At 73.3% G+C, this 25,234-nt stretch carries 21 protein-coding genes; 9 read left to right on the top strand and 12 right to left on the bottom strand.

Annotated features, from left to right (window positions below; all coding sequences use genetic code 11):
• Positions 1-221: 221 nt before the first annotated feature.
• The 4 genes from AB0J86_RS21835 to AB0J86_RS21820 form a co-directional block, all read right to left on the bottom strand.
• Positions 222-1,499 (bottom strand): sigma-70 family RNA polymerase sigma factor, encoded by a 1,278-nt coding sequence (locus AB0J86_RS21835; protein WP_363859406.1) that lies wholly within the window; start codon positions 1,497-1,499, stop codon positions 222-224.
• Positions 1,496-1,885 carry a YciI family protein gene (locus AB0J86_RS21830; protein ID WP_363859405.1) on the bottom strand — a complete coding sequence of 130 codons (390 nt, stop codon included), beginning with the start codon at positions 1,883-1,885 and terminating at the stop codon, positions 1,496-1,498. Before AB0J86_RS21830 ends, AB0J86_RS21835 begins: the two co-directional genes overlap by 4 nt.
• A gap of 160 nt (positions 1,886-2,045) precedes the next feature.
• Entirely contained in the window at positions 2,046-2,591 is a 546-nt protein-coding gene (locus tag AB0J86_RS21825) for a TIGR00730 family Rossman fold protein (protein ID WP_363859404.1), read from the bottom strand.
• 3 nt (positions 2,592-2,594) lie between these two features.
• Positions 2,595-3,446 carry a TIGR00730 family Rossman fold protein gene (locus AB0J86_RS21820; protein ID WP_363859403.1) on the bottom strand — a complete coding sequence of 284 codons (852 nt, stop codon included), beginning with the start codon at positions 3,444-3,446 and terminating at the stop codon, positions 2,595-2,597.
• 290 nt (positions 3,447-3,736) lie between these two features.
• Here AB0J86_RS21820 and AB0J86_RS21815 point away from each other — a divergent pair, with 290 nt between their 5' ends.
• Complete coding sequence (locus AB0J86_RS21815; protein ID WP_363859402.1) at positions 3,737-3,907, top strand: hypothetical protein; 171 nt, start codon at positions 3,737-3,739, stop codon at positions 3,905-3,907.
• A gap of 65 nt (positions 3,908-3,972) precedes the next feature.
• On the opposite strand, the gene dapE is transcribed toward AB0J86_RS21815, so the two are convergent.
• A complete protein-coding gene (dapE, locus tag AB0J86_RS21810; protein ID WP_363859401.1) occupies positions 3,973-5,043 on the bottom strand; it encodes a succinyl-diaminopimelate desuccinylase in 1,071 nt (356 codons plus the stop codon).
• 81 nt (positions 5,044-5,124) lie between these two features.
• Between dapE and dapD the strand changes: the two genes are divergently transcribed.
• Positions 5,125-6,084 (top strand): 2,3,4,5-tetrahydropyridine-2,6-dicarboxylate N-succinyltransferase, encoded by a 960-nt coding sequence (dapD, locus tag AB0J86_RS21805; RefSeq protein WP_363859400.1) that lies wholly within the window; start codon positions 5,125-5,127, stop codon positions 6,082-6,084.
• 120 nt (positions 6,085-6,204) lie between these two features.
• Positions 6,205-6,849 (top strand): uracil-DNA glycosylase, encoded by a 645-nt coding sequence (locus AB0J86_RS21800; protein ID WP_363859399.1) that lies wholly within the window; start codon positions 6,205-6,207, stop codon positions 6,847-6,849.
• Positions 6,850-6,905: 56 nt separating this feature from the next.
• Here the strand turns inward: AB0J86_RS21800 and AB0J86_RS21795 are convergent, their stop codons facing one another.
• From AB0J86_RS21795 to AB0J86_RS21785, 3 genes are all read right to left on the bottom strand, one after another.
• Positions 6,906-10,052, bottom strand: a complete 3,147-nt coding sequence (locus AB0J86_RS21795) for an EAL domain-containing protein (RefSeq protein WP_363859398.1) — start codon at positions 10,050-10,052, stop codon at positions 6,906-6,908.
• 233 nt (positions 10,053-10,285) lie between these two features.
• On the bottom strand, positions 10,286-10,930 hold the full coding sequence (locus AB0J86_RS21790) for a nucleoside/nucleotide kinase family protein (protein WP_363859397.1): 645 nt from the start codon (positions 10,928-10,930) through the stop codon (positions 10,286-10,288).
• A 1-nt stretch (position 10,931) separates the two neighbouring features.
• A complete protein-coding gene (locus AB0J86_RS21785) occupies positions 10,932-11,588 on the bottom strand; it encodes an SIMPL domain-containing protein (RefSeq protein WP_363859396.1) in 657 nt (218 codons plus the stop codon).
• Between the two features lie 286 nt (positions 11,589-11,874).
• Between AB0J86_RS21785 and ectB the strand changes: the two genes are divergently transcribed.
• The 5 genes from ectB (at position 11,875) to AB0J86_RS21760 (ending at position 20,702) form a co-directional block, all read left to right on the top strand.
• Positions 11,875-13,230: a diaminobutyrate--2-oxoglutarate transaminase gene (gene ectB, locus AB0J86_RS21780; RefSeq protein ID WP_363859395.1), complete on the top strand. Its 1,356-nt coding sequence runs from the start codon at positions 11,875-11,877 to the stop codon at positions 13,228-13,230.
• Positions 13,227-17,339, top strand: coding sequence for a Pls/PosA family non-ribosomal peptide synthetase (locus tag AB0J86_RS21775; protein WP_363859394.1), 4,113 nt, complete (start codon positions 13,227-13,229; stop codon positions 17,337-17,339). Before ectB ends, AB0J86_RS21775 begins: the two co-directional genes overlap by 4 nt.
• Positions 17,340-17,507: 168 nt before the next feature.
• Positions 17,508-18,695, top strand: coding sequence for a glycosyltransferase (locus AB0J86_RS21770; RefSeq protein ID WP_363859444.1), 1,188 nt, complete (start codon positions 17,508-17,510; stop codon positions 18,693-18,695).
• A gap of 74 nt (positions 18,696-18,769) precedes the next feature.
• On the top strand, positions 18,770-19,828 hold the full coding sequence (locus tag AB0J86_RS21765) for a fibronectin type III domain-containing protein (RefSeq protein ID WP_363859393.1): 1,059 nt from the start codon (positions 18,770-18,772) through the stop codon (positions 19,826-19,828).
• A gap of 157 nt (positions 19,829-19,985) precedes the next feature.
• Complete coding sequence (locus AB0J86_RS21760; RefSeq protein WP_363859392.1) at positions 19,986-20,702, top strand: DUF2071 domain-containing protein; 717 nt, start codon at positions 19,986-19,988, stop codon at positions 20,700-20,702.
• Positions 20,703-20,809: 107 nt separating this feature from the next.
• Here AB0J86_RS21760 and AB0J86_RS21755 read toward each other — a convergent pair whose 3' ends face one another.
• The 4 genes from AB0J86_RS21755 to fdxA all read right to left on the bottom strand — a co-directional run bounded on the left by AB0J86_RS21755 (position 20,810) and on the right by fdxA (position 24,141).
• Positions 20,810-21,373 (bottom strand): hemerythrin domain-containing protein, encoded by a 564-nt coding sequence (locus tag AB0J86_RS21755; RefSeq protein WP_363859391.1) that lies wholly within the window; start codon positions 21,371-21,373, stop codon positions 20,810-20,812.
• Positions 21,374-21,533: 160 nt separating this feature from the next.
• Positions 21,534-22,610, bottom strand: a complete 1,077-nt coding sequence (locus tag AB0J86_RS21750) for a prephenate dehydrogenase/arogenate dehydrogenase family protein (RefSeq protein ID WP_363859390.1) — start codon at positions 22,608-22,610, stop codon at positions 21,534-21,536.
• An 11-nt stretch (positions 22,611-22,621) separates the two neighbouring features.
• Complete coding sequence (gene dapC, locus AB0J86_RS21745) at positions 22,622-23,764, bottom strand: succinyldiaminopimelate transaminase (protein WP_363859443.1); 1,143 nt, start codon at positions 23,762-23,764, stop codon at positions 22,622-22,624.
• A 50-nt stretch (positions 23,765-23,814) separates the two neighbouring features.
• Positions 23,815-24,141 (bottom strand): ferredoxin, encoded by a 327-nt coding sequence (gene fdxA / locus AB0J86_RS21740; RefSeq protein ID WP_363859389.1) that lies wholly within the window; start codon positions 24,139-24,141, stop codon positions 23,815-23,817.
• Between the two features lie 79 nt (positions 24,142-24,220).
• On the opposite strand from fdxA, the gene AB0J86_RS21735 reads away from it, so the two are divergent.
• Positions 24,221-25,213: a GNAT family N-acetyltransferase gene (locus AB0J86_RS21735; RefSeq protein ID WP_363859388.1), complete on the top strand. Its 993-nt coding sequence runs from the start codon at positions 24,221-24,223 to the stop codon at positions 25,211-25,213.
• The last annotated feature ends 21 nt before the right edge of the window (positions 25,214-25,234 follow it).

Here is a 25,234-nt window from a genome sequence, read left to right as displayed (position 1 = left end):
CGCGGCGTGGCGGGTGGGAGGCGATCCCAGCGGCCGACGGATGTGGCGCGCCCCGGCAAGATCCGCACAAATTCGGAGAAAGTGGCCTTTCGGAGCGGCTGCCAGGCCACTGATGCACAGAATTTGTGCGGACCTTACGGCGGTGGGAGACGATCCGGCGGCTCACGGGTGTGGCGCGGCGGTGGAAGGCGGTCCGGCGACTGGCGCCGGCGCGACGCGGATCAGGCGGCCGGCAGCGCCCGCAGCCGGCGTTCGAGTTCGGCGCGTTCCACGGTGTTGGCGGAGAGCGTGATGGCCCGTTCGTACGCGCGCGCCGCGCCCGCCGCGTCGCCGGCCCGCCGGAGCAGTTCGGCATGGGTGGCGTGCAGCGGCTGGTAGCGCTCCAGCGCGGGCGCCTCCAGCAGCGGCCGGAGCAGCTCCAGCCCGGCCTCGGCCCCGTGGGCGAACCCGACCGCGGCCGCGTGGTTCACCTCCACCACCGGGGAGGGGCTGAGCCGGCCGAGCGTCGCGTACAGCTCCGCTATCCGCGCCCAGTCGGTCACGCCGCGGTCCGCCCCCCGCAGTTCCAGCGCGGTGATCGCCGCCTGGAGCTGGTACTGCCCGGGGGTGCCGAGCCGCAGCGCGCGGTTGAGCGCCGTCAGTCCCTCGCGGATCCGGTCCGGGTCCCAGCGGGACGTGTCCTGTTGGGGCAGCGCCACGTAGCCGCCCCGCCCATCGGTCCGGGCGGCCCGGCGGGCGTCGTGCAGCACCATCAGCGCCAGCAGCCCCCACGCCTCGGCGTCGTCCGGCATCAGTTCGCAGAGCAGCCGGCCCAGGCGGATCGCCTCGTCGCACAGCTCGGCCCGGACCAGGCGGTCGCCCTCGCTGGCGGAGTAGCCCTCATTGAAGATGAGATAGACGACGCGGAGCACGCCGCGTACCCGGCCGGGCAGTTCGTCGCCGGCGGGCACCCGGTACGGGATGTGCGCATCGGCGATCTTGCGCTTGGCCCGGACGATCCGCTTTCCCATCGTCGGCTCGGCGACCAGGAAGGCGCGCGCGATCTCGCCGGTGGTCAGGCCGCCGAGCGTACGCAGGGTCAGCGCGAGCCGGGCCGGCATCTCCAGGGCCGGATGGCAGCAGGTGAAGATCAGCCTGAGCCGGTCGTCGACGATCTCGTCCGGGTCGCTCGGCGCGGGCTGTCCCCGCTCGTCCAGGCGGAGCAGCTCGGCCAGGCGTTCGGCCCGGCCGGCGACCGCCCGCTCGCGGCGCAGCAGGTCGATCGCCCGCCGCCGGGCGGCGACCGTGATCCACGCTCCCGGGTTGTCCGGGACCCCGTCGCGCTGCCACGCCGTGATCGCGGACTCGAACGCGTCCTGCACGGCATCCTCGGCGATCTGGATGTCGCCGGTGTACCGGATCAGCGTCGCCAGTACGGCGGCCCGCTCGGCGCGGAACGCCCGGACCAGGGCGCCGCCCGCGTCGGCCGGCGCGGCCGTGGGCCCGTCCCGGTCGCTCATCTGCCCGGTGCGGGCGCCTGGCCGGTCGTCGGGACCGCACCCGGATCCATGATCGGGCGCACCTCGACCGAGCCGTAGCGGGCGGTCGGCAGCCGTGCCGCGTGCCGCAGCGCCTCGTCGAGGTCGGCGCAGTTCAGTACGTAGTACCCGGCGAGGATCTCCTTGGTCGTCGCGAACGGCCCGTCGGTGAGTTCGGTCGCACCGTCGCGTACCCGCACCGTGGTCGCGCTCGTCGGCGGGTGCAGCGGTGCGTTCGCGACGAGCAGCCCCGCCTCGCGCAGGCTCTCGGTCACCTCGCGCCACAGCGGCAGCTCCGCCCACCGCTCCTCCGACCGCTCGGGCTCGTCCGCCGCGGGCGCGTACAGCAACAACATGTACTCCGGCATCGCACCTCCTCCGTTCCGCCGCGTACGCGGTCCTCGTCCCGTACGACGCAGCATGGCACGGGATTTGGACCGTCGCCGCGAGTGCGCCACGCCACCCGGCGCGCAGCCGCCACGCCACCCGGCGCACAGCCGCCACGCCGCCCGGCGCACAGGACACGGCCTAGCCGAGCAGGTTCTCGATCGCGTCCAGCGCGGCCGGTACGGTCTCCGCCACGACCAGGCGCTCGGCCGCGTCCGGCCGGACGAACTGGGTACGGGTGAGTCCGCTCAGCCACTCGACCAGGCCGCCGTAGAAGCCGTCGGTGTCGACCAGCACCATCGGCTTGCGATGCAGGCCGAGCGTCCCCAGGGTCCAGATCTCGAAGAGTTCGTCGAGCGTGCCGAGCCCGCCGGGGAGGGTGAGGAACGCGTCCGACTTGTCGATCATGGCGGTCTTGCGCTCGGCCATGCTCTCGGTGATCACCAGCTCGTCGGCGTCCAGGTCGGCCACCTCGCGCTGCACCAGCAGCCGCGGCATGACGCCGAGCGTGCGTGCCCCGCCGGCGCGGGCGGCCTCGGCGACGGCGCCCATCATGCCGACGCAGCCGCCGCCCGACACGAGCGTGTGCCCGCGCCGGGCGATCTCCGCGCCCGTCTCGGCGGCGAGGTCGAGCCAGTTCTGTTCCAGGGTGCGCGACGAGGCGCAGAACACGCAGATGGCGGCCACGGCTCACTCGTCCCGCTGGTTGCTCGCGGCGGCCTGCTGGTCCGCCTGGGTCTGGGCCACCGCCGCCTCCTGCAACGACTCCTGCTCAGCGGCGAGCGCCGCGTCCGCGTCGACGATGTGCGCCACGGCGGCCGCGACGTCGTCGGTGAGGCAGATCAGGTCGAGGTCGACCGGTCCGATCTTGCCGTCGGCGGCCATGGTGCCGCGGAGCCAGTCGAGCAGGCCGGACCAGTACTCGGTGCCCATCAGCACGACCGGGAAGCGGGTCACCTTGCCGGTCTGCACCAGCGTCAGCGCCTCGAAGAGCTCGTCCATGGTGCCGAACCCGCCGGGCAGGACCACGAACGCCTGCGCGTACTTGACGAACATGGTCTTGCGGGCGAAGAAGTAGCGGAAGTCGATGGCCAGGTCGACCCAGTCGTTGATGCCCTGCTCGAAGGGGAGTTCGATGCCCAGCCCGACGGAGAGCCCGCCGGCCTCGGTCGCGCCCCGGTTCGCCGCCTCCATCACGCCGGGCCCGCCTCCGGTGATCACGGCGTAGCCGGCGGCGGCCAGCGCCGCTCCCAACTCCTCCGCCAGCCGGCACTCCGGGCTGTCGGGCTTGCTGCGGGCCGAGCCGAAGACGCTGACCGCGGGCGGCAGGTCGGCGAGCGTGTCGAACCCCTCGACGAACTCGGAAAGGATCCGCAGCGCCCGCCAGGCGTCCTTGGTCTTCCAGTCGCCCCGGGTACGCGAGTCGAGCAGCCGCTGGTCCGCGGTGCTCACCGGGATGGCCTCCCGGCGCAGGGTCACCGCCCCACGGTGCCGTACCGGGCCGGGGTCCCGGCCGCCGTGCCGCCGATTGGTGTGGCTCATGAGGTCAACCGTATCGGTGGGGATCCCACCCGGGCCCGCGCCCCGGCCGGTCGACGGACAAAGCCGCGGGTGACCGGAGAAACCACGGCCGGTGTCGCCGAAGGGAAGAAAGGGTACGGGTCGGAAAGACGACGGCAAAAAAGAACGAGATCGTGACAACAAAATCTGTCGTACCGACGTCTTACTATGCACATACTGCGTATGCACGGCGCCCACCGGCGACCGGCCCGGCGCGACACCCGGCCGGGACGCCGGACCGTCGAGCACCTTCGGGGGGAGGAACTGGCGTGATGAACAGCAACGAGATCATCCGGCAGCGGCGGCAGATGCAGCGGCGGATCCGGGACGTGGTGGCGGAGCGTCGGCTCTCGCGCCAGCAGGACACGGTCGGCATCGAGGACGCTTCGGACGTCCGCCCGGACGACCTGCGTTCCACCGGCGAGACCCTGCTCGCCAGCTGACGTCCGACCGCTACCAACAGGCCACGCGAGGCCCGTCCCGCCCAGGCGGGGCGGGCCTCACCAGGTCAGGAGGCGAGCCAGCGGTGCAGGGTCGCCGCGCCGTCCCTGATCTTGCCAATCTCGACGTGCTCGTCCGGGGCGTGCGCCAGGTTCGGGTCGCCCGGCCCGAAGTTCAGCGCCGGGATGCCCAGCGCGGCGAAGCGGGCCACATCGGTCCAGCCCAGCTTCCCGACCGGCGCCTCCCCCACCGCCGCCAGGAACTCCCGGGCCGGCTCCGCCGTCAGCCCCGGCAGCGCCCCGGCCGCCGAGTCGGTCACCGTCACCTCGTACCCGGCGAAGACCTCGCGGACGTGGTCCTGTGCCTCCTGCTCGCTGCGGTCCGGCGCGAACCGGTAGTTGACCTCCACCTCGCAGCGGTCGGGCACCACGTTGCCAGCCACCCCACCCCGGATGCTGACCGCGTTCATGCCCTCGCGGTAGGTGCAGCCGTCGATGGTCACGGCCCGCGCCTCGTACGACTCCAGCCGGCGCAGCACCTCGCCCGCCGCGTGGATCGCGTTGACCCCGTGCCACGACCGCGCCGAGTGTGCCCGGCGGCCGGTCGTGCCCACGGTCGCGCGCATGGTGCCCTGGCAGCCCGCCTCGACCACGCCGTAGGTCGGCTCCAGCAGCACCGCGAAGTCGGCGGTCAGCCACTCGGGGTGCGCCTGCGAGACGAGGGTGAGCCCGTTGTACCTCGACTCGATCTCCTCGGCCTCGTAGAAGAAGTACGTCACGTCGTACCGGGGATCCGGCACGGTCACGGCCAGGTGCAGCGCGTACGCCACCCCCGACTTCATGTCCGACGTGCCGCAGCCGTACAGCAGGTCGCCCTGCATCCAGGACGGGAAGTTGTCGTTGAGCGGGACGGTGTCCAGGTGGCCGGCGAGCACGACCCGCCGCTCGCGCCCCAGGTCGGTACGGGCCATCACGGTGTTGCCGTGGCGCCGCACCGACAGGTGCGGTACGGCCCGGAGCACCGCTTCGACGCAGTCTGCGATCTCCTTCTCGTGCAGTGAGACGGACTCGATGTCGACCAAGGCGCGGGTCAACGCGACCGGATCGGCCAACACCTCGGGGGTCAGCGGGTTCTCCATGGTGGGCACGGTACCGTCAGGTGTCTGGGGGCGAGGAGCGAGCAGCCCAGCCCAGCCCGGACTCGGACGAAAGGTTGCCCGGTGACCACTGCACAGCCCGCCTGGGGCATCGGCCTGGCCACTGTCACCGACCAGGACCAGGTCCTCGACACCTGGTACCCGGGTGGAAAGCTGGGACTGGGCACGCTCCCGCTCGGGCCGAGCGAGGACCCGGCCGAGGCGATCGGCCTGCCGGCCGGCGCGATCGGCGAGCGGGCGCTGCCCGGGCTGCGTACCGTGGTCGTCGTCACGGAGATCGGGTCGCTGGCCGAGCCGATCAAGGACGCCTCCGACGCGTACCTGCGGCTGCACCTGCTCTCCCACCGCCTGGTGCGGCCGAACGAGCTGAACCTGGACGGCATCTTCGGCACGCTCGCGAACGTCGCCTGGACCTCGGCCGGCCCCTGCCCGCCCGACCGGGTCGACGAGCTGCGCGTGATCGAGCGGGCCGCCGGCCGGCACCTCGCCGTCTACGGCGTGGACAAGTTCCCCCGGATGACCGACTACGTGGTGCCCTCCGGGGTACGCATCGCCGACGCCGACCGGGTCCGGCTCGGCGCCCACCTCGCCTCCGGCACCACCGTCATGCACGAGGGCTTCTGCAACTTCAACGCCGGCACGCTCGGCGCCTCGATGGTCGAGGGGCGGATCGTGGCCGGCGTGGTCGTCGGCGACGGCTCCGACATCGGCGCCGGCGCCTCGATCATGGGCACCCTCTCGGGCGGCGGCACCGAGAAGGTACGCATCGGCGAGCGCAGCCTGCTTGGCGCCAACGCCGGCATCGGCATCTCCCTCGGCGACGACTGTGTGGTGGAGGCCGGCTGCTACATCACGGCCGGCGCCAAGGTCACCCTGCCGGACGGCCGGGTCGTGAAGGCGCGCGAACTCTCGGGGGTCGACGGGCTGCTCTTCTGGCGCAACTCGGTCACCGGGGCGCTGGAGGCGCGCCCGCGCACCGGCCGCGGCATCGAGCTGAACGCGGCGCTGCACGCCAACGAGTGACCGGCCGGGGCATCGGGCTGACCGCGACCGCACCACCCCCGCACCGACGACCGACGGGCCGAGCCGTCCACGGGCCGCCGGCCGGTACCGTCCCCCGCCTGAGCCAGGCATGATGCGCTGATGGACCCGACGACAGGACCGAGGGCCGACCGCGACGCGGAGGTCGTCAAGGGCAAGCTCGCCCGGCTGGACGAGCCGCACGTGGCTCCGATCACCCGGTTGGTCGAGCAGATCCGGGTGCTCGTCGGGACCGACGTGCCGTACGTCGACCCGACGCTCGGCGGCGTCGACGCCGAGGTGCTCTTCCTGTTCGAGTCCCCGGCCCGGACGGCGGTCCGCAGCGCGCTGCTCTCCCCCGACGACGACGACCCCGCCGCCGCGAACGTCTGGGAGTTCTACCGCGCCTCCGGGCTGGACCGGCGCCGCTGCGTGCACTGGAACGCGGTGCCGTGGCCGCTCGGGGCCGACCGGAAGAGCCGGCACGCCGAGCGCAACGACATCGAACAGGCCCTGCCGTGGCTGTCCCGCTTCGTCGACCTGCTGCCGCGGCTGCGCCTGGTCGTGGCGCTGGGCGACGCCGCCCGGCAGGCGCTGGCGCTGTACCTGCTGCGGGAGGACGCGCGCCTGGTGCCGTGGCTGGCGGTGGCGCACCCGAGCGGCCGGGTGCGCGGCGCCAACCCGAGGATCTGGCAGGACGTCTCCCGCGCCTTCGACGTCGCCGCCCGGATCACCGCGCCCGAGCAGGGCCGGCTGCTCTCCGACTGAGGCCCAGGCTCCGCCCGCGTACCGGGTGACCGGCCGGGCGCCGCGCCGTCCCGCCGTCAGCCGGCGGCGCGTTCGCGGGTACCCCGGCGCACCTGGCGCAGCCAGTGCAGCACCTCGCCGTCGCCGAGCGGCTGGGAGAAGTGGTAGCCCTGGGCGCAGAGGCAGCCGATGTCGGTCAGCAGCACCCGCGCCGCCTCGGTCTCGACCCCCTCGGCGATGATCTCCAGTCCGAGCGTCTCGGCCAGCCGCAGGATCCCCTCCATCAGCAGCCGCTGCCGGCGCGACGAGGCGGCGGTGGCGGTGAACGAGCGGTCCAGCTTGAGCACGTCGGCCGGCATCTTCTGCAGGTAGCTGAGGGACGAGAAGCCGGTACCGAAGTCGTCGATGGCGACCCGTACCCCCATGCCGCGCAGCTCGGCGAGTTCGGCCCAGACCCGCTCGTCGTCGCGGAGCAGCAGGCTCTCGGTGATCTCCAGCATCACCAGCCGGGGCGGCACCCCGGCCTCCGCCAGCGCGGCCCGGACCTTGTCGACGAAGCCCGCGGTACGCAGCTGCCGGCCGGAGACGTTCACGCTGACGTACGGCGTCGCGCCCGCCGGCATCTCCGCGTGCCAGCGGGCCGCGGCCGCCACGGCGTGCCGCAGCACCCAGTCGCCGATCGGCTCGATCAGGCCGGTCTCCTCGGCGAGGGCGATGAACTGCGCCGGCGGTACCTTCCCCCGGACCGGGTGCTGCCAGCGGACCAGCGCCTCGAAGCCGACCGCGGTGCCCCGGGCCAGGTCGACGATGGGCTGGTACTCGATCACGAAGTGGTCCTTCTCGACGGCCTCGGTCAGCGCGGCCCGCAGCTCCAGCCGCTCCACGATCGCCGTGTGCAGGGCCGACTGGTACCGGCACCAGCGCCCCTTGCCGGCCCCCTTCGCGACGTAGAGGGCGAGGTCGGCGCGCTGCAACAGCTCGCCGGCGTCGGTCGCGTCGGCGGTGGTCGCCACCCCGATGCTCACCGACGGGGTGACCAGGGCCTCGCCGAGCAGGAGCGGTACCGCCAGCGCGGTCACCAGCTGCTCGGCGATCCGCTCCACCGCCTCCGGGCCGTCCGCGTCGGTCACGAGCACCGCGAACTCGTCCCCGCCGAGCCGGGCGACCGTGGGCGGCCCGCCGCCGGGCGGTACGACGCCCGGCAGCTCGGCGACGACGGCGCGCAGCCGTTCGGCGGTCGCCACCAGCAGCGCGTCCCCGGTGCCGTGCCCGTGCGAGTCGTTCACCGAGGTGAACTCGTCCAGGTCGATGCTGAGCGAGCCAACGGTACGGCCGCTGCGGCGGGCCCCCTCGACCGCCTCGTGCAGCCGGTCGTGGAAGGCGACCCGGTTCGCCAGTCCGGTCAGCGCGTCGTGCGTCGCCCGGTGCTGCAGCTCCCGCTCCAGCCGGCGCCGCTCGGTCACGTCCCGCACGGTGAAGACCAGGCCGCGTACCGTCCGGTCCCGGCGCAGGTCGCGGCAGCTGACCTCCAGCTCCACCCGCTGGCCGTCCGGCCGCCGTACGCTCCAGTCGTGCCACTGTTCGTGGCTCGGCGGGTCGGACCGGATCGCCTCCAGCAGCCCGGCGACGGACTCCCCGTCGTCCGGGTGCACCAGCGCCCGCAGCTCGGTGCAGCTCTCCGGCTCGACCCCGAGCACCGTCGTCACCGACGGGCTGGCGTACCGGATCCGGTCGCTGTCCTCGACGATGAGGATCATGTCGGCCGTGTGCTGCACGAGGCTGCGGAAGTACTCGTCGCTGTCCCGCCGGCTGATCTCCTGGCTCAGCCCGATCCGCTCCAGCGCGAGCGCCACCTGGGCGGCCAGCACCTCCAGCGAGTCCCGTACGGCCGCGAGCACGGCGGCGTCGGCGGCGACGAGCAGCGCGCCGACCCGGGGCAGCGTGGCCGCCCGCTCGTCCAGCACCAGCGGGCAGAGCACCACGGAGTCGAACCCGCCGAGCTGCTCGGCCAGGGCCGGCTGGAGCGCGCGCACCCGCAGCACCCGGGTACGGCGTACGGTCGCGGCGCGCGGCGCCGAGTGCGGCCCGGACGGGGCGCCGACGGCCGGCCCCCAGATGCTCGCCGCCGTGGCCGGTATCCCGTCCGACCGATGCACCGAGAAGATCACTCGGTGGGCGGCGTACGCCGGCACCAGGTGACCGACGGCCACCCGTACGGCCCGGTCGACCTCCTCGGCGCTCGCCGCCGAGACCAGCGCGGCGCCGGCCTTGCGCAGGCTCCGTTCCCGGGTGACCGAGAGCCGGTGCGCGTCCACCGCGTCGGCGAGCCGGCTGAGCACCAGCACGAACGTCACGCCGGAGACCACCGCGATGACGGTGGCGTCCCGCACCCGCCCGGTGACCGACTGGAAGAGCAGCACCCCCGGGGCGAGTACGGCCGCCGCGCCGAGCAACATCAGCCGCACCCCGCTCAGCTCCGCCTGGTACGGCTCCGCCGGCTCGCTCAACCGGACCATCGACGGGTGCAGGGCGGCGGCGCCCCAGCCGACGTAGAGCGCGAACCAGCCGAGCTCGACCGGGCCGCCGCCGCGCCACTCGCCGTCCAGCACGGCGGCGCCGAAGGCCAGGTCGGCGATGAGCATCCCGCCCGCGCCGGTCACCAGCAGCACCGCGGCGACGTTGCCCCGCACCGCGGTGAGCAGCCGTACCGTCGTCGCCAGGACCAGCACGTCGGCGAGCGCGTACGCGGCCAGGGTGGACCGCTCGAACGAGCCGACCTCCGGCGTCGCCAGGTACGGCGCGATCAGGAAGACCCAGATCAGGAACGCCACGGCGGTCGTGTAGATCAGGGAGTCCAGCAGGCCGGAGCGGTCCCGGGCCGCGGTGGTGGCCCGGGTCAACCCGAGCAGGCCCATCCCGATCAGCGGGAACATCGCCAGGTAGCAGACGTCCGAGAACGGCACCGAGAGGTCCCGGCCCGCCTGGCCACCGCCGAGGCTGTAGCTGGCGTCGCCCACCGTGAAGGCGAGCAGGCCGGCCGCGAGCAGCCACCACGCGTACGCCCGGCTCGGGCGGTGGATCCGCGTACCGAGCACCACGACGGCGGCGCTGAGCAGGCCGATCACGACGCCCAGGAGGGTGCGCAGCCCCGGTAGCGCGAAGAATCCGGCGATCAGGACGGTCATCCCCGCCGCGTACCAGGTCATTGCCTTCCGAGCTGCCACGAGCCTCCTGTCGACACCCCCGCGGGCCGTGCCGCGCCGTCCGGAAGAAACGTTCGTGCCCGGTTTACCAGCCAGCGATGCGCTTCGCTATCACCCCGGCGGGTAGTGGTGTCAGCCGATGCGTCAGCTCTCGTCCGGCAGCCGGTCCGCTCGATTCGTCAGCTCTCGTCCGGCTCGCGGAGCCGCACACCGTGCCGCTACTCGTCCGGCTCGCGGAGCCGCACACCGTGCCGCTACTCGTCCGGCTCGCGGAGCCGCACGACGAGGTCCGCGCGGGGCGCGGTGGTGGCGATCAGCCTGGCGTTGGCCTCGTCGCTGCCCCGGGCCCACGCCTCGGCGGCCGCCACCGTACGGCCGTAGGCGACGTGCCGGTCGACGAGGCGGCGCAACCGGATCTCGGCCGCCAGGTCGAGGAACCAGATCTCGTCGAGGATCCGGCGCACCTCGCTCCACGGTGGATCGGGCAGGAGCAGGTAGTTCCCCTCGGTCACCACCAGCCGCACCTCGGCCGGTACGCCGATCGCCCCCGCGATCGGCTCCTCGATGTCGCGGCGGAACTCCGGGGCGTACACGGGCTCCGGCCCGCGCTCGCGCAGGCGGTGCAGCAGCGCCACGTACCCGGCGGCGTCGAAGGTGTCGGCCGCGCCCTTGCGGGACTCCCGGCCCAGCCGGCGCAGCTCCGACCCGGCCAGGTGGAACCCGTCCATCGGTACCAGCGCGGCGACGCCGCCCAACGCGGCCACCAGCCGGGCGGCCAGCGTGGACTTGCCCGCCCCGGGCGCGCCGGCGATGCCGAGCAGCCGCCGGGGCGCGCCGGCGGCCAGTTCCCGCGCCCGGGCGACGAGCTCCGCCAGGGTCAGCTCGGCGGGGGCGGACACGTCAGTCCAGCGTGGGCGTGCTGATGGTGAACCGTGCCTCGACGCTGGCGTGCACGGTCTGCACCTGCGGGTCGAGTTCCAGCTCGGGCGCGGCGGCGGACTCGGCCATCATGCTGACGCCGTAGCCGACCCGGTTCATCGACGGCGGCGGCGCGCTGCTCAGGCCCGTGTCGGCCAGCTCCACCAGCGCCGTGACCTGCGCGCCGAGCGCGTCGGCGTACTCGCGGGCCCGGGTCACCGCCGCGTCGACGGCGGCCCGGCGGGCGGCGGAGTGGACGGGGCTGTCCGGGCGCAGCAGCCACCACGGACCGTTGACCGAGGTCTGGTCCTGCTCGGCCAGGCGCAGCATCAGCTCGCCGAGCACGGTGAAGTCGGTGACCGTCACGGTGGTGGTCACGCTGCCGTGGTAGGCGGCGACCCGCTCGCCGGAGCGCTTCAGCTCGGGGCGTACCCGCAGGTCCCCCGCCTCGCGACGGTCGATCGCGGGGCCGTACCCGTCGATCAGCTCGCGGACCGCGTCGGCGCGCCGGGCCAGGCGCTCCAGCGTGGTCTGGCGGTCGCGGTCGCGCGCGGCCACGGTCACCGAGAAGCGGGCGAGCTCCGGGGGTACCTCCCGGACGACCTCACCGCGCACCGACACGACCGGACTGTCCACCATGCGGCCAACCCTATGCCAGCGGCCGGCCCTCGCTGTACCGCTCCGCCGTTCGGGTCCATCACGGTCGGCCGACCGTTGGGCGGGACCGACACCCGTCGTACGGCGGATGGCCGGACGGCCGGCGACAAGCATTCAGTCGGCTATCTGGCAATTGGGAACTTATCCGATATTCCCCGCGACCCGGGCGCCATCCGGGGCAGTTGAAACCGGCGTCGGTTCTTTCCCAAGCCGGTCATGGTCACCGGACCCGGCGGAGACCGACGACCCGGCAGAGCAGGGGGAACAGATGACCACTCGCACCGTGCCGCGCCAGCAGGAAACCTCGATCTTCGAGCGTCGTGAGTCGGCGGTACGCAGCTACTGCCGCCGCTTCGACCGCGTCTTCGACACCGCGCGGGGGAGCGTGATCCGAGATGTCTCCGGCCGGGAGTATCTCGACTTCGTCGCCGGCGCGGGCGCGCTGAACTACGGACACAACGACCCGGACATGGGCGCCGCCCTGATCGCCCATCTCGAACGCGGCGGCCTCGCACACAGCCTCGACCTGTTCAGCTCGGCCAAGAGCGCCTTCCTGACGGCGTTCGAGACGCACGTACTGCTGCCGCGCGGGTTGGACCACCGGGTGCAGTTCACCGGCCCGACCGGCGCCAACGCGATCGAGGCGGCCCTCAAGATCGCGCGGAAGGTGACGGGTCGCACCAACGTCGTCGCCTTCACCAACGCCTTCCACGGGGTGACCCAGGGCGCGCTGGCCGCGACCGGCAACCGGCACCACCGGATCGGCCCGCAGTTCCCGCTGCACGGGGTGACCCGGATGCCGTACGACGGTTATCACGGCGAGGGCGTCGACACCGCCGACTTCCTGGCGCGGATGCTGCGCGACCCGTCCAGCGGCGTGGACGCGCCCGCCGCCATCCTGCTGGAGACCGTGCAGGGCGAGGGCGGACTCAACGTGGCCTCGACACCGTGGCTGCGGCAGATCGCGGAGCTGGCGCGGGACTGCGGCGCGCTGCTGGTGGTGGACGACGTGCAGGCAGGCTGCGGCCGTACCGGCACGTTTTTCAGCTTCGAACCGCACGGCATCGTCCCCGACCTCGTCGTACTGTCGAAGTCGATCTCCGGCTACGGCCTGCCGATGGCGTTGCTGCTGATCCGGCCGGAGTACGACGCCTGGCTTCCCGGTCAGCACAACGGGACCTTCCGCGGCAACGTGCACGCCTTCGTCACCGCCCGGGTCGCCCTCGAGAAGTTCTGGGCGGACGACGCCCTGACCGACGACGTGGCGCGCCGGGGCGCGTTGCTCGCCCGCCTGCTGGCCGGCGTGGCCGCCGCCATACCCGGCGCGACGGTCAAGGGGCGCGGGATGTTCCGGGGCGTCGACACCGGCTCGGGTGCGCTCGCCGCGACCATCGCCGAGCGCTGCTTCAAGGACGGCCTGCTGCTGGAGACCGCAGGCCCGCACGACGAGGTCGTCAAGGTCCTCGCGCCCCTGACGACGCCCGACGACGTCCTGGAACACGGCATGGCCGTGCTGCTCGCGGCCGCCCGGACCGCGGTGTCCGAGCGGAACCCCCGCGCCGAGGACGATCCGCGCGGGACCGGACGCGATCTCGTGGTCGAGCCCGCGGGGTGGCACCCGTGACCGGGGAACGGCTGGTCCCGCCGCGCACCGCGGCGCCGCCGGAGACCCGGACACCCCCTGACACCGCCGGCGTCGCCGCCCCGGCGGCCGAGCCGGTCGGCTCCTCCGGTACGACCGCTGCGCCCCCACCGGCGGACCTCGTGCTGACCGCGCCTGCCGACAACGAGATCCGGTGGCGACCGGGTGAACGCCTGCACCACCTGTTCGAGGGCCGCTGCGACCGGTTCCGCGCCGAGGGCGACCCCGACCATCCGGCGGTCGACGACGGCGAGCTGAGGCTGACCTTCTCGCAGCTCGACACGCGGGCCAACCAACTCGCCCGCTACCTGCTGGGGCGGGGACTGGGTCCCGGGGACCGGATCGGGTTGCTGATGGACCGGTCCGCCTCCGCCTACGTCGGCATGCTCGCCGTATCCAAGATCCATGCCGCCTACGTCCCGCTGGACGTGAGCTTTCCGGCGGACCGGATCTCCTTCGTCGTCGCCGACGCGGGCGTCGCCACGGTCCTCACGCTGTCGTCCCTCGCCGGCCGGCTCACCGCGCTGGCCGTACCGGTGCTTCCGCTGGACCGGTGCGCGGAGATCGAGCAGCAGCTCACCGCCCGGATCGGCCCGGACGAACTCGCTCCCGCGACGGGCGACACGGAGTTGGCCTACGTCATCTACACCTCGGGCACCACCGGCCGGCCCAAGGGGGTCGCCATCGACCAGGCGAACATCTGCAACTTCGTCCGGGTCGCCGTCGAGAGCTACGGCCTGCGCGAGGACGATCGGGTCTACCAGGGCATGACCATCGCCTTCGACTTCTCCGTCGAGGAGATCTGGGTGCCGCTGATCTCCGGCGCGACCCTGGTGCCGAGCACCGCGCCCGGAGCCCTGGTCGGTCGGGATCTCGCCGATTTCCTCGTCCGGCACCGCGTCACCGCGCTCTGCTGCGTGCCGACCCTGCTCGCCACGATCGAGGAGGAGCTGCCCGAACTCCGGTTCGTCCTCGTCTCCGGCGAAGCCTGCCCACCGCATCTCGTCGCGCGCTGGCACCGGCCGGGTCGGACGCTGCTGAACGTCTACGGGCCGACCGAGACCTCGGTCACCGCGACCTGGACGCGGCTCACCCCCGGAGCGCCGGTGACGATCGGCACCCCGCTGCCGACGTACGCGGTGGTGATCCTCGGACCCGACCAGCGGGCGCTGCCCCGGGGCGAGACGGGCGAGATCGGCATCGCCGGCGTCGGTCTCTCCCCGGGGTACGTCAACCGGCCCGACCTGACCGCACACGCGTTCATCCCCGACCGGCTGGGAATCCCGCACAACCCGTCCGGACGGATCTACCGGACCGGGGACCTCGGCCGGGTCAACCAGGACGGGCAGCTCGAATACCTGGGCCGCGCCGACAGCCAAGTGAAGATCCGTGGTTACCGGATCGAGCTGACCGAGATCGAGTCGGTGTTGCTGACCCTGCCGGAGGTCGCCCAGGCGGCGGTCGCGCCGTACGAGCCGGAACCCGGCGTCGTGGAACTCGTCGCGTTCTACACCCGGCGCGCCGACGCGCCGGACCTGGACCACGCGGCCACCGTACGTACGCTGCGCTCGCTGCTGCCCGGCTACATGGTCCCGGCCTATCTCGAGGAACTTCCGGCGCTGCCGATGCTGCCCAGCGACAAGGTGGACCGCAAGAGCCTCCCCGCCCCGACCGGACCGCGCTGCCAGCCGCGCGGATCGAGGGTCGTCGCGCCGGCCGGGGCGACCGAGGCCGCGCTCGCGGAGCTGCTCGCCGAGCTGTTGCGGGTGGAGCGGGTATCGGTCGAGGACGACTTCTTCGCCGATCTCGGGGCCGATTCGCTGATGATGGCCCGCTACTGCGCCCGGATCCGGGAGCGGCTGCGTACCGAGGTATCGATCAAGGACGTCTACCTGAACCCCACCGTCCGCGACTTCGCCGTGGTGGTCGCCGGCGTACTCGACGCGGACGCGCCCCTGCCGACCGCCGAGCCGCCGCCACCGCCCGTGCGGCTGTCGAGCGACCTGGAGTACTACGGCTGCGCGATCCTGCAGGCGCTCTTCGGCCTGGTGTATTTGGTCTGTCTCGCCGGGCTGTCGATCAGCGGGTACGTCTGGATCACCGCCGCCCAGGGGATGCTCTCCACCGGGCTGCGCTCGCTGGCCTTCGGGGCCGGCGGCTTCCTCCTGGCGAGCCTCCTGCCGGTCGCGCTGAAGTGGCTGCTGATCGGCCGCTGGCGGGCCCGGACCTTCCCCATCTGGGGGCTGACCTACTTCCGCTTCTGGGTGGTCAAACGGCTCATCCGGGCCAGCCCGATGGTGCTGTTCCGGGGCTCGCCGCTCTACTCGCGGTACCTGTGGCTGCTCGGCGCGAAGGTCGGCCCGGGTGTGGTGGTGCTCTCGCGGTCCGTACCGGTCTGCACCGACCTGATCACCCTGGGCGCCGGCACGGTCATCCGCAAGGACGTCAGCTTCCTCGGCTACCGGTCCGAGGCCGGCCGGATCACCACCGGCCCGATCCGCCTCGGCCGGGGCGCCCACGTCGGCGAGGGCAGCGTGCTCGACATCGACACGACGCTGGGCGACGGCGCCCACCTCGGCCACGCGTCGTCCCTGCGCGCCGGGCAGACCGTGCCGCCCGGGGCCGTCTTCCACGGCTCACCGGCGGTACCAGCCGCGACCGGCAACCCGTTGCCGACCCGCCGGCCCTGCTCGCGGGCGCGCCGGGCGTACTACGGCGCCAGCCAACTGCTCGGCCGGATGCTTGTCGACACCCAACTGGTCGTGCTCGCGGCCACGCTGGCGTTCGTGGTCGACGTCAGTACGGTCGGCGGGTCGCTGCTGATGTTCTTCGGCGCGATCCCGCTCGGCCTGCTGCTGGCGGTCGCCGTACCACGGCTGGCGCACCTGTTCCTGTCGCCCGGCCGGGCCTACCCCCTGTACGGCTGGCACTGGACGTGCTTCCAGACGGTCTCGCGGTTCAGCAACGTCCGCTTCTTCAACGTGCTCTTCGGGGACAGCTCCTACATCGTCGGCTACCTGCGGGCCATCGGCTGGCGGCTGCGCGGGGTGCGGCAGACCGGCTCGAACTTCGGACTCGTCCAGAAGCACGACAGTCCGTTCCTCTGCGAGGTGGACGGCGGCGTCATCGTCTCCGACGGACTTTCCATGATCAATGCCAGGTTCTCCAGTTCGTCGTTCGCGCTCGCACGGGCGACCCTCCGCCAGGAGAGCTTCCTGGGCAACGGAATCGTGTACCCCGCCGGGGCGAGGGTGGGCGAACGGTGCCTGCTCGCCACGAAGGTGATGGTGCCGATGGACGGGCCCGTACGGGAGGGGGTCGGGCTGCTCGGCTCGCCGCCGTTCGAGATCCCCCGGTCCGTGCGCCGGGACAGCGGCTTCGACGAGTTCAAGACCGGTGCCGAGTTCCGCCGCCGGCTGGCCGGCAAGAACCGGTCGAACCTCGGCACCATGGGCTGGTACCTGCTGACCCGGTGGCTGCTCTTCCACCTCTCGGTACTGGTGGTGGTGCGGGTGGAGGGGGTCCACGACGGCGCCCGTCCGAACATCTTCTCCCTGGCCGCGGGGATCCTGGTGGCCCTGCTGCTCAACGTCGCCGCCGCCGTCGCGCTGGAGTGGACCAGCCTCGGGTTCCGGCGGCTGCGCCCGCTGTACTGCTCGATCTACGACCCGCGCTTCTGGCGGCACGAGCGCTACTGGAAACTCGCCGAGGTCGGCTTCCTCGCCCTGTTCAACGGCACACCGTTCAAACCGTTGGTGCTGCGCATGCTCGGCGTACGGGTCGGCCGCCGGGTCTACGACGACGGCTGCGGAATGCCGGAGCGGTCGCTGGTCGAGATCGGTGACTACTGCACCCTGAGCGAGGGCTCGATCCTGCACACCCACTCGTTGGAGGACGGAACCTTCAAGTCCGACCGGGTCCGGCTCGGCAACGGATGTTCCGTCGGTACCGGCGCCCTCGTGCACTACGGGGCCGACCTGGCCGACGGGGTGGTGGTCGCCCCCGACTCGTTCGTGATGAAGGGGAGCAGCGCACCCGCGTACACGATCTGGCGGGGCAACCCGGCCCGTCTGGTCTCCCGGCCGAACTGAGCGGAGCGACCTGGCGCCGTACGTCGAAGCCGACCGGCTCGGCGGGGTGCATACGCCACGTACAGGAGCGACCGTGGCGCGTTCGATGGATCGGATCGCCGGTACGTATTTTGGTGGCCACGTGAACCGTCACGCCTCCGGAACAGGAAGGCCTCCTTCGTCGTGCGTATGCTCTTCACCTCCGGGCCGGTACACAGTCATCTCGCGCCGATGTTCCCGCTGGCCACGGCGGCGCGCGCCCGGGGACACGAGGTCGTCTTCGCGACGGGCGCGGACGCCGCCCGCCACGTCGAGAAGGCCGGCCTGACGGCGGTGCCGGCGGGGCTGCCGTTCGCCGAGTCGATCCGGCGGTACCGCGACTCCGTTCCGGGCGACCTGTTCGCCGCGCTCTCCCCGCACGAACGGCTGCAACACGTCGTGCTGCACTCGCTGATCGGGATCAACGCCCCGGCGATGGCCGACGACCTCGTACCGTTCGCCCGCGAGTGGCGGCCCGACCTGGTGGTCAGCAACCTCGCCGAGTGGGCGGGCGAGGTCGCCGCCGCGGCCGTCGGCGCGCCGCACGTCCTGCACGGGTTCGGGTCCCCGAAGTCGAACGCCTCGGCTCCCCTGCTCCGCGCGGCGCTCACCGATCTGCACGCACGCTGGGAGGTCGACCCCGCCCGCGGCGCCGCCTACACCGCGACGCCCTACCTGGACATCTGGCCCGAGGAGCTGCGCCCGGAGGTGCCGGGCTGGCTCTACCCGGAGATGTGGCCGCTGCGACCGGAGAGCGTCCTCCCGCTGGCCACGTCCCCGCCTCCGCCACCCGCGCTGTCGGGACTGCCGTACGAGCGGACCGTCTACGTCACGCTCGGCACCACGCACAACAACAGCGCGGTGGGCGTGCTGGCGGTGATGATCGAGGCGCTGCGCGACGAGGGGGTGAACCTGGTCGTCACGATCGGCCCGGACGGCGACCCGGACCGGTTCGGGCCCCAACCGGCACACGTCCGCGTCGAGCGCTACATCCCGCAGCAACTCCTGCTGCCCCACTGTGACCTGGTGGTCTGCCACGCCGGCGCGGGCAGCGTACTCGGCGCGCTCGCGCACGGGAAACCGCTGGTGATGCTCCCCGTCGCGGCCGACCACCACGAACTGGCCGGGCTCGTCGAGGCCGGCGGTGCCGGGTTGACCTGTCCCGCCCAGCCGACGTCACCGCACGCCGTCCGCGACGCGTTCCGCCGGCTCGGCGCCGACCCGTCGTACCGCGCCAACGCGGCCCGGATCGGCGGGCGGATCGGGGCCATGCCCCGCGCCGAGGAGGTCGTACCGCGACTGGAGGAGCACGTCCGGTGCGTACGGGACGCGGCATAAGAACGGCACGGCCAGCGGCAAGGGAGTTGACGGGACGCGAACCGCATCGCTCATGATGAATGCGTGGCGTCGCGGTGGCGACGCCGGCAGCCGAGAGCGAGGAGTTCGTCGTGCGCAGCCACCCGTACCGAACGGCCCGGACCCGGGCCCGCGGTCTGATCCTCTCCGTCCTGGCGGTCGCCCTGGTCGCGCCGGGAGCCGCCCCGGCGTACGCGGCCTACGAGGACACCGAACCACCGAGCAGACCCGGCCCGATCACGGTGGTCGAGGCCACCAACACCACCCTGCTGATCAGCTGGGAGGCGTCCACGGACAACGTCGGCGTGGTCGAGTACCAGATCGGCATGCGGTACGAGGACTTCGGCCGGAGCTTCTCCAGCCCCACCAACAGCCTCCGGATCGACGCGCTCAGCCCTTCGCACACCTACTACCTCACGGTGCGGGCGCGGGACGCGGCCGGAAACGCCTCCGCGTCCTCGCCGGAGCTGCGCGTCACCATGCCGCCCGGGGACAGCGAGCCGCCGACCGTGCCGGGTCGGCCGGTCGCCTCCGAGATCGCCGCCACGAGCGTGCGGCTGACCTGGGCCCACTCGACCGACAACGTCATGCTCGCCCGGTACGACATCATGCTCGTCGAAGCCGGGGGCGCCCGCCGCATCTGGGACGTGCCGCAGTACCCGACCGGGCCGAACACCACCGGGATCGGCAACCTGACGCCGTCGACGACGTACACCTTCGCGATCCGGGCCGTGGACGACGCCGGCAACGCCTCGGCGCTCTCCGAGACGGTGACCGTGACCACCCTGCCACCGCCGCCGCCGAGCTGCACCTTCGACTTCGCCCAGTACCCCGCAACCGGGGCCACGAGGACCCGGCTGGTGCTGCGCAACACCACCGCGACGACGATCGACGGCTGGACGTCGAGCTGGAGCCTGCCGGCCGAGCACGAGCTGCGCGGACTGCGGGGCGCCGTGCTGCTCGACCGCTACGACGGCTTCGTCAGCGTGGCGAACGCCAGCCACAACCGGGTGATCCGGCCGGGCGGCTCCGTCACGATCACGTACCTCTCCTCCGCACCGGCCGAACCGGGGACCGTCTGGCTCAAGAGCAACCGCTGCGCGCCCGTCTCCTGACGGCGCGGCCGGGGAACGGCCGAGGTTTCCGACGTCGCGGGTGGGAGATGTCAGATGGATGACGCCCAGGGCCCCAGGGCGAACCCACCGGCCCGGCTCGATCGGAGCCCCGAGCCGTGCGCCGGGTGCGAGGATGTGCGGGAAGGAGGCCACGACGATGAAGGCCCCGCCGTCGCCGGCGGTACGTCGGCCGGTGATGTACCACCGCTGGAGCCGGATCGCCTTCCTCCACTGGCGGTACCCGACGGAGACGCTCCAGGCGCTGGTACCGGCGCCGCTGACCGTCCAGACCTGCGACGGGTCGGCCTGGGTCGGCCTGACGCCCTTTCTCATGCGCGGGGTCCGGGCGCCCGGCGTGCCGGCGCTGCCGTGGCTGTCCCGGTTCCCGGAGACCAACGTCCGCACGTACGTCCGGGACCCGAGCGGGCGCAGCGGCATCTGGTTCTTCTCCCTGGACGCCGCCCGGCTCCCCGCCGTGCTGGCGGCCCGGGCGGGGTACGCGCTGCCCTACTTCTGGTCGGAGATGGCGGTGCGGGTCGACGGAGACGTGGTCAGCTACCGCAGTCGGCGCCGCTGGCCATCCACCGGCCGCGGCCGACGCCGGGCGGAGCTGCGGCTCGGACCGGCGCTGGCGGAGCCGGAGTACGACGCCCTGGCGCACTTCCTGACGGCCCGCTACCGGCTCTTCTCGAAGGTCGCCGGTCGGTTGGTCGCCGCCGAGGTGGAGCACCCGCCCTGGCCGCTGCGGCACGCGGAGCCGGTGCGGCTGGACCAGGACCTGCTGACCTCGGCGGGAATCCCGGCCCCCGACACCGATCCCCTGGTGCACGCCTCCGACGGGGTGCCGGTACGCGTCGGGATCTGGCATCGGTGACAGCGCGGCGCCGGGGGCGTCCGCCGGGCCCGGCGGACGGCTGAAACGGGTCCGCCGGCGGCACCGCGTCACCGCGGGCCCGGCGGACCGGGGACTGATCAGCCCTGCTACGCGTTCGACTGACGCCAGTCGCGTACGCCGTCGCGGAGCTTGTCGAAGAGCGCCAGCGGCGGTCCGGCCAGCAGGTTCGCGGCGGCCGACTCGCCGCTGTGCGGGTGCGGCCGGGTCGGCGCCATCGCCTCCGCCGCACGCAGCGCCCCGGCCATCCGGACCAGTTCCTCGGCCGGTACGTCCCGACGCAGGGCCGGGAACTCCTCCGACTCCTCGTGGCTGGCGTGCCGGATCACGGCGTCCGCGAACTTGGCCAGGCGGGTGTCGAAGTCCGGGTGCTCGACGCCCAGGTCGTAGAGGTCGGCAAGCTCCCGCTTGGCCTCGTCCTCCTCGTGCAGCCGTTCGGCCACCAACTGTTCCACCTCGGCGGCCCGCTTGGCCGCCGGGTGCACCACGATCTCCTCGGCGCTCTCGTGTACGGCGAGCAGCCGGACCAGGTCCTGGAACAGCTCCCGCTTCCGTTCCCCCTGCGCCCCGGCCAACTGGGCGAAGAGCCCCTTGATCTGGTTGTGCTGGTCGAGCAGCAGGTCGACCACGTCCTGTTCCTGTGCCATTGTCATCCGAGCACCCCTCCGGTCGGGTCCGTTCCGCTTGTCACCTCGTTCCCCGTACGGGCGCGTTCATGCGGTTCGGCGCGGGCTTTCCCGAATGGCGGGTTCGCCGACGGCCCGGCGGAGGGACGGCGTGGGCGGAGACGCTCGGGGCGGGCGGCGGTACCGCTCAGCGTTCGGGCGCGCAGGCGGCGTAGACCACCTCGGTGGGCTCGACGGCACAGCCGGTCAGGTAGCCGCCCGACTCCCCCAGCGCCAGCAGGAAGTCCCGCTCGGCGCCGCCGGTGCCGGTCCCCGCCCCGCCGCCGTTCCCGGCGCTGCTCCCGGCGCGCGGGAACCGCCGGACCGAGGCGGCGACCCTCCGGTCCAGCAGCGCCTCGCGCAGGCCACGGCCCTCGGCGTACCGGCGCTGGAGCGCCTCGACGTCGTCGTCGCGCACGGCGTCGGCCAGCGCGGCGAGGAACTCCTGCACCGCGCCGAGCTGGCGCAGCACCGCGTCCCGATTGTTGATCACCATGTCGGCGGTACGCCGGCTCGGCGCGCCCGCCACCCGGGTGCCGTCCCGGAAGCTTCCCGCGGCGAGCCCGAGCACCGCGTCGCGCAGCGGCGAGCGGGCCACCGCCCCGGCGAGGCTGCCGGCGAGCAGGTGCGGGATGTGCGAGGCGAGCGCGGCGGCCGAGTCGTGCACCACCGGGGACATCGGCACGATCTTCGCCTCGAAGACCCGCACCAGCAGCGCCGCCAGGGTACGGAAGTGGTCGAGCGGGGCGTCCGACGGCGGGCAGAGCACCCAGGCCGCGCCGCGCAGCAGCTCCGGCGCGGCGGCCGTCAGCCCGGCCCGCTCGGTACCCGACATCGGATGCCCGGGTACGAACCGGTCCGCGAGCCCGTGCTCGACCGCGTACGTCGCCAGCGCCGACTTGGTGCTGCCCACGTCGGTGATGACGCAGCCGTCGCCGGTGGACTTGGTGACCGTGGCCAGGGTCTCCGGCAACGTCGGCAGCGGCCCGCAGAGAAAGACGACGTCGGCCTCGCGTACCGCCTCGACCAGCTCGTCGGCGAAGACCAGCCCGCGTCCGCGCCCCTCCCGCCGGGTGCCCGGATCCGGGTCCCAGCCGCACACGTCCAGCTCCGCGTCGGAGCGCGCCGACCCGGGGAATGCCGCGTCGGAGCGCGCCGTCTCGGCCAGCCGCAGCAGGATCGAACCGCCGATCAGGCCGGTACCGACCACCGCCACGCGCGTCATGGTCCGCCCCGTCAGCCCGCGAGCCGGTCCGCGACCGCCGAGACGTGCTCGTCCGTCTCGGTCAGCGCCAACCGCACGTGCCGCCGGGCGGTCGGGCCGTAGAAGACCCCGGCCGCGACGAGGATGCCCCGGCGGGCGAACCAGTCGACCGTCTCCCAGCAGTCCTCCTGCCGGGTGGCCCAGAGGTAGAGCCCGGCCTCGGAGTGTTCGATCTCGAAGCCGGCGCCGAGCAGCGCCGCCCGGAGCAGCTCGCGGCGCGCCGCGTACCGGTCCCGCTGCGCGGCGGCGTGCTCGTCGTCGCCCAGCGCCGCGACCATCGCCGCCTGCACCGGCGTCGGCACGATCATCCCGGCGTGCTTGCGTACCCGCAGCAGCTCGGCCACGAGCGCCGGGTCGCCCGCGACGAAGCCGGCCCGGTAGCCGGCCAGGTTGGAGCGCTTGGAGAGCGAGTGCACGGCCAGCAGCCCTTCGGCCGACCCGCCGCAGACCTCGTCCGCGAGGATCGAGACGGGCTCGGCCTGCCAGCCCAGCGGCAGGTAGCACTCGTCGCTCGCCACCACGGCACCGCGCTCGCGGGCCCAGTCGACCACCTTGCGCAGGTGCGCGGCGGGCAGGACCTGGCCGGTCGGGTTGCTCGGCGAGTTGACCCAGACCAGGCGGACCCGGGTCGCCGGACCGAGCGCGGTCAGCGAGTCGGACCGTACCGTGGTGGCGCCGGCCAGCCGGGCCCCGTCCTCGTAGGTCGGGTAGCAGACCGACGGCACCACGACCGTGTCGCCCGGGCCGATGCCGAGCAGCGTCGGCAGCCACGCGACCAGCTCCTTCGAGCCGATCGTCGGCAGCACCCCGAACTCGGTACCGCCGGTGCGGCAGGTCCGGGCAACCCAGTCGGAGATGGCGGCGCGCAGCGCGGCGGTACCGGCGGTCAGCGGGTAACCGGGCGCGTCGGCAGCGCCGGTCAGCGCCTCCCGCACCAGCGGCGGCACCGGGTCGACCGGCGTGCCCATCGACAGGTTGATCAGGCCGTCCGGGTGGCTGGCGGCGAGCGCGCCGGCCTGCTCCAGGGCGTCCCAGGTGAACTCGGGAAGCCGGGCGGAGACCGGGGCGGACGCGACCGCACCGGACCCGGGTACCGACGCCCCGGGCCCGGACATGGCCGGGCCCGACGTCTCCACCGCCGGTCCCTGCCCGTTGCCGATCCGGTTCAGTGTGCTTCCCCGCGCGGCGGCTGGGCGGCGACGAAGGGGCTGTCCTTCTCGACCTTGCCGATCTTCGAGGCGCCGCCCGGCGAGCCGAGGTCCTCGAAGAACTCGTAGTTCGCCGAGGTGTAGTCCTTCCACTGCTCGGGCACGTCGTCCTCGTAGAAGATCGCCTCTACCGGGCAGACCGGCTCACAGGCCCCGCAGTCGACGCACTCGTCGGGGTGGATGTAGAGCATCCGGTTGCCCTCGTAGATGCAGTCGACCGGGCACTCTTCGATGCACGCCTTGTCGAGCACATCGACGCACGGCTCGGCGATGATGTAGGTCACCGATCTTCTCCTCCGCAAACTACGCCGCGATCAGCCGCGACGGTAAGAGCCTAGTATCTCGCCGTGGAGGAGGTCGATCGTGCTCCGAAGGCAGGATGTGGGACACCGTGTGGTGGTCCGCCGGATTGTGGGGATTTCCGAGGGCCGGACGCAGTTCTCCGACACGCTGGGTGAGCTCGTCGAGCTGAGCGAGACCCATCTCACGGTCGCCACCGGCAAGGGCGAGCTGCGCGTACCGCTGGCCGAGGTGCACCGCGCCAAGCGGGTACCGGCGGCCCGGCGGCCGGTCGCGGGCGCGGTGGTCGACCTGGAGTTGGCGGCGAACGAGGCGTGGCCGGCGCCGGTGCAGGACCGGCTCGGCGGCTGGCTGCTGCGCGCGGCCGACGGCTGGACCGGGCGCGGCAACTCCGCCCTGCCGGTCGGCGACCCGGACCGGCCGCTGCCCGCCGCGATCGACGCGGTCGAGTCCTGGTACGCCGCCCGCGGCCTGCCGGCGCGGATCAACGTACCGCTGCCGCTGGCCGGGCCGGTCGGCGTGGCGCTGGACGAACGCGGCTGGCGCGCCCAGCCGCCCGTCCTGGTGCAGACCGCGTCGCTGGCCGCGCTCCTCGACCGGATGCCGCACCGCGCCGACCTGCCCACCGTCGAGCTGCTGGAGGAGCCCTCGGACGCCTGGCTCGCGCTCGTCGCGGCCCGCAAGAGCGGCCCCGACCGGCCGGCGAACAGGCTGCCGGAGGCCGCGCTGCGGCTGCTGACGGCGGTGCCGACGATCCGGTTCGCGCACGTGTACGCCTCGACGGGCGGCCAGGAACTGCTCGCCGTCGCCCGCGGCACGGTCACCGGTCAGCGCGGGCGCTGGCTGGGGCTGACCCTGCTGGAGGTGGTGCCGGCCGCCCGCCGACGGGGGCTGGCGCTGCACGTGCTCCGCGCGCTGACGCGGTGGGCCGCCGGACTCGGCGCCACGGACGCGTTCCTGCAGGTCGAGGAGCACAACGCGGCGGCGGTGGCGCTGTACCGGCGGCTCGGCTTCACCACCCACCACACGTACGTGAGCCGGGTCGCGCCCGACTGAGCCGGCCCGCCGGTGGGCGGG

Source organism: Micromonospora sp. NPDC049559, from assembly GCF_040676675.1.
Taxonomy (GTDB): Bacteria; Actinomycetota; Actinomycetes; order Mycobacteriales; family Micromonosporaceae; genus JBFAPK01.
Note: the sequence above shows the minus strand (reverse complement) of the source record. Positions and strands in the feature narration are given on the sequence as shown.

What these genes read in the sequence shown, in the direction of transcription:
- AB0J86_RS21835 (WP_363859406.1), bottom strand. Translation starts at nt 1,499, where the DNA reads ATGAGCGACCGGGACGGGCCCACGGCCGCGCCGGCCGACGCGGGCGGC.
- AB0J86_RS21830 (WP_363859405.1), bottom strand. Translation starts at nt 1,885, where the DNA reads ATGCCGGAGTACATGTTGTTGCTGTACGCGCCCGCGGCGGACGAGCCC.
- AB0J86_RS21820 (WP_363859403.1), bottom strand. Translation starts at nt 3,446, where the DNA reads ATGAGCCACACCAATCGGCGGCACGGCGGCCGGGACCCCGGCCCGGTA.
- AB0J86_RS21815 (WP_363859402.1), top strand. Translation starts at nt 3,737, where the DNA reads ATGAACAGCAACGAGATCATCCGGCAGCGGCGGCAGATGCAGCGGCGG.
- dapE (WP_363859401.1), bottom strand. Translation starts at nt 5,043, where the DNA reads ATGGAGAACCCGCTGACCCCCGAGGTGTTGGCCGATCCGGTCGCGTTG.
- AB0J86_RS21800 (WP_363859399.1), top strand. Translation starts at nt 6,205, where the DNA reads ATGGACCCGACGACAGGACCGAGGGCCGACCGCGACGCGGAGGTCGTC.
- AB0J86_RS21785 (WP_363859396.1), bottom strand. Translation starts at nt 11,588, where the DNA reads ATGGTGGACAGTCCGGTCGTGTCGGTGCGCGGTGAGGTCGTCCGGGAG.
- ectB (WP_363859395.1), top strand. Translation starts at nt 11,875, where the DNA reads ATGACCACTCGCACCGTGCCGCGCCAGCAGGAAACCTCGATCTTCGAG.
- AB0J86_RS21770 (WP_363859444.1), top strand. Translation starts at nt 17,508, where the DNA reads ATGCTCTTCACCTCCGGGCCGGTACACAGTCATCTCGCGCCGATGTTC.
- AB0J86_RS21760 (WP_363859392.1), top strand. Translation starts at nt 19,986, where the DNA reads ATGAAGGCCCCGCCGTCGCCGGCGGTACGTCGGCCGGTGATGTACCAC.
- AB0J86_RS21755 (WP_363859391.1), bottom strand. Translation starts at nt 21,373, where the DNA reads ATGACAATGGCACAGGAACAGGACGTGGTCGACCTGCTGCTCGACCAG.
- AB0J86_RS21750 (WP_363859390.1), bottom strand. Translation starts at nt 22,610, where the DNA reads ATGACGCGCGTGGCGGTGGTCGGTACCGGCCTGATCGGCGGTTCGATC.
- dapC (WP_363859443.1), bottom strand. Translation starts at nt 23,764, where the DNA reads ATGTCCGGGCCCGGGGCGTCGGTACCCGGGTCCGGTGCGGTCGCGTCC.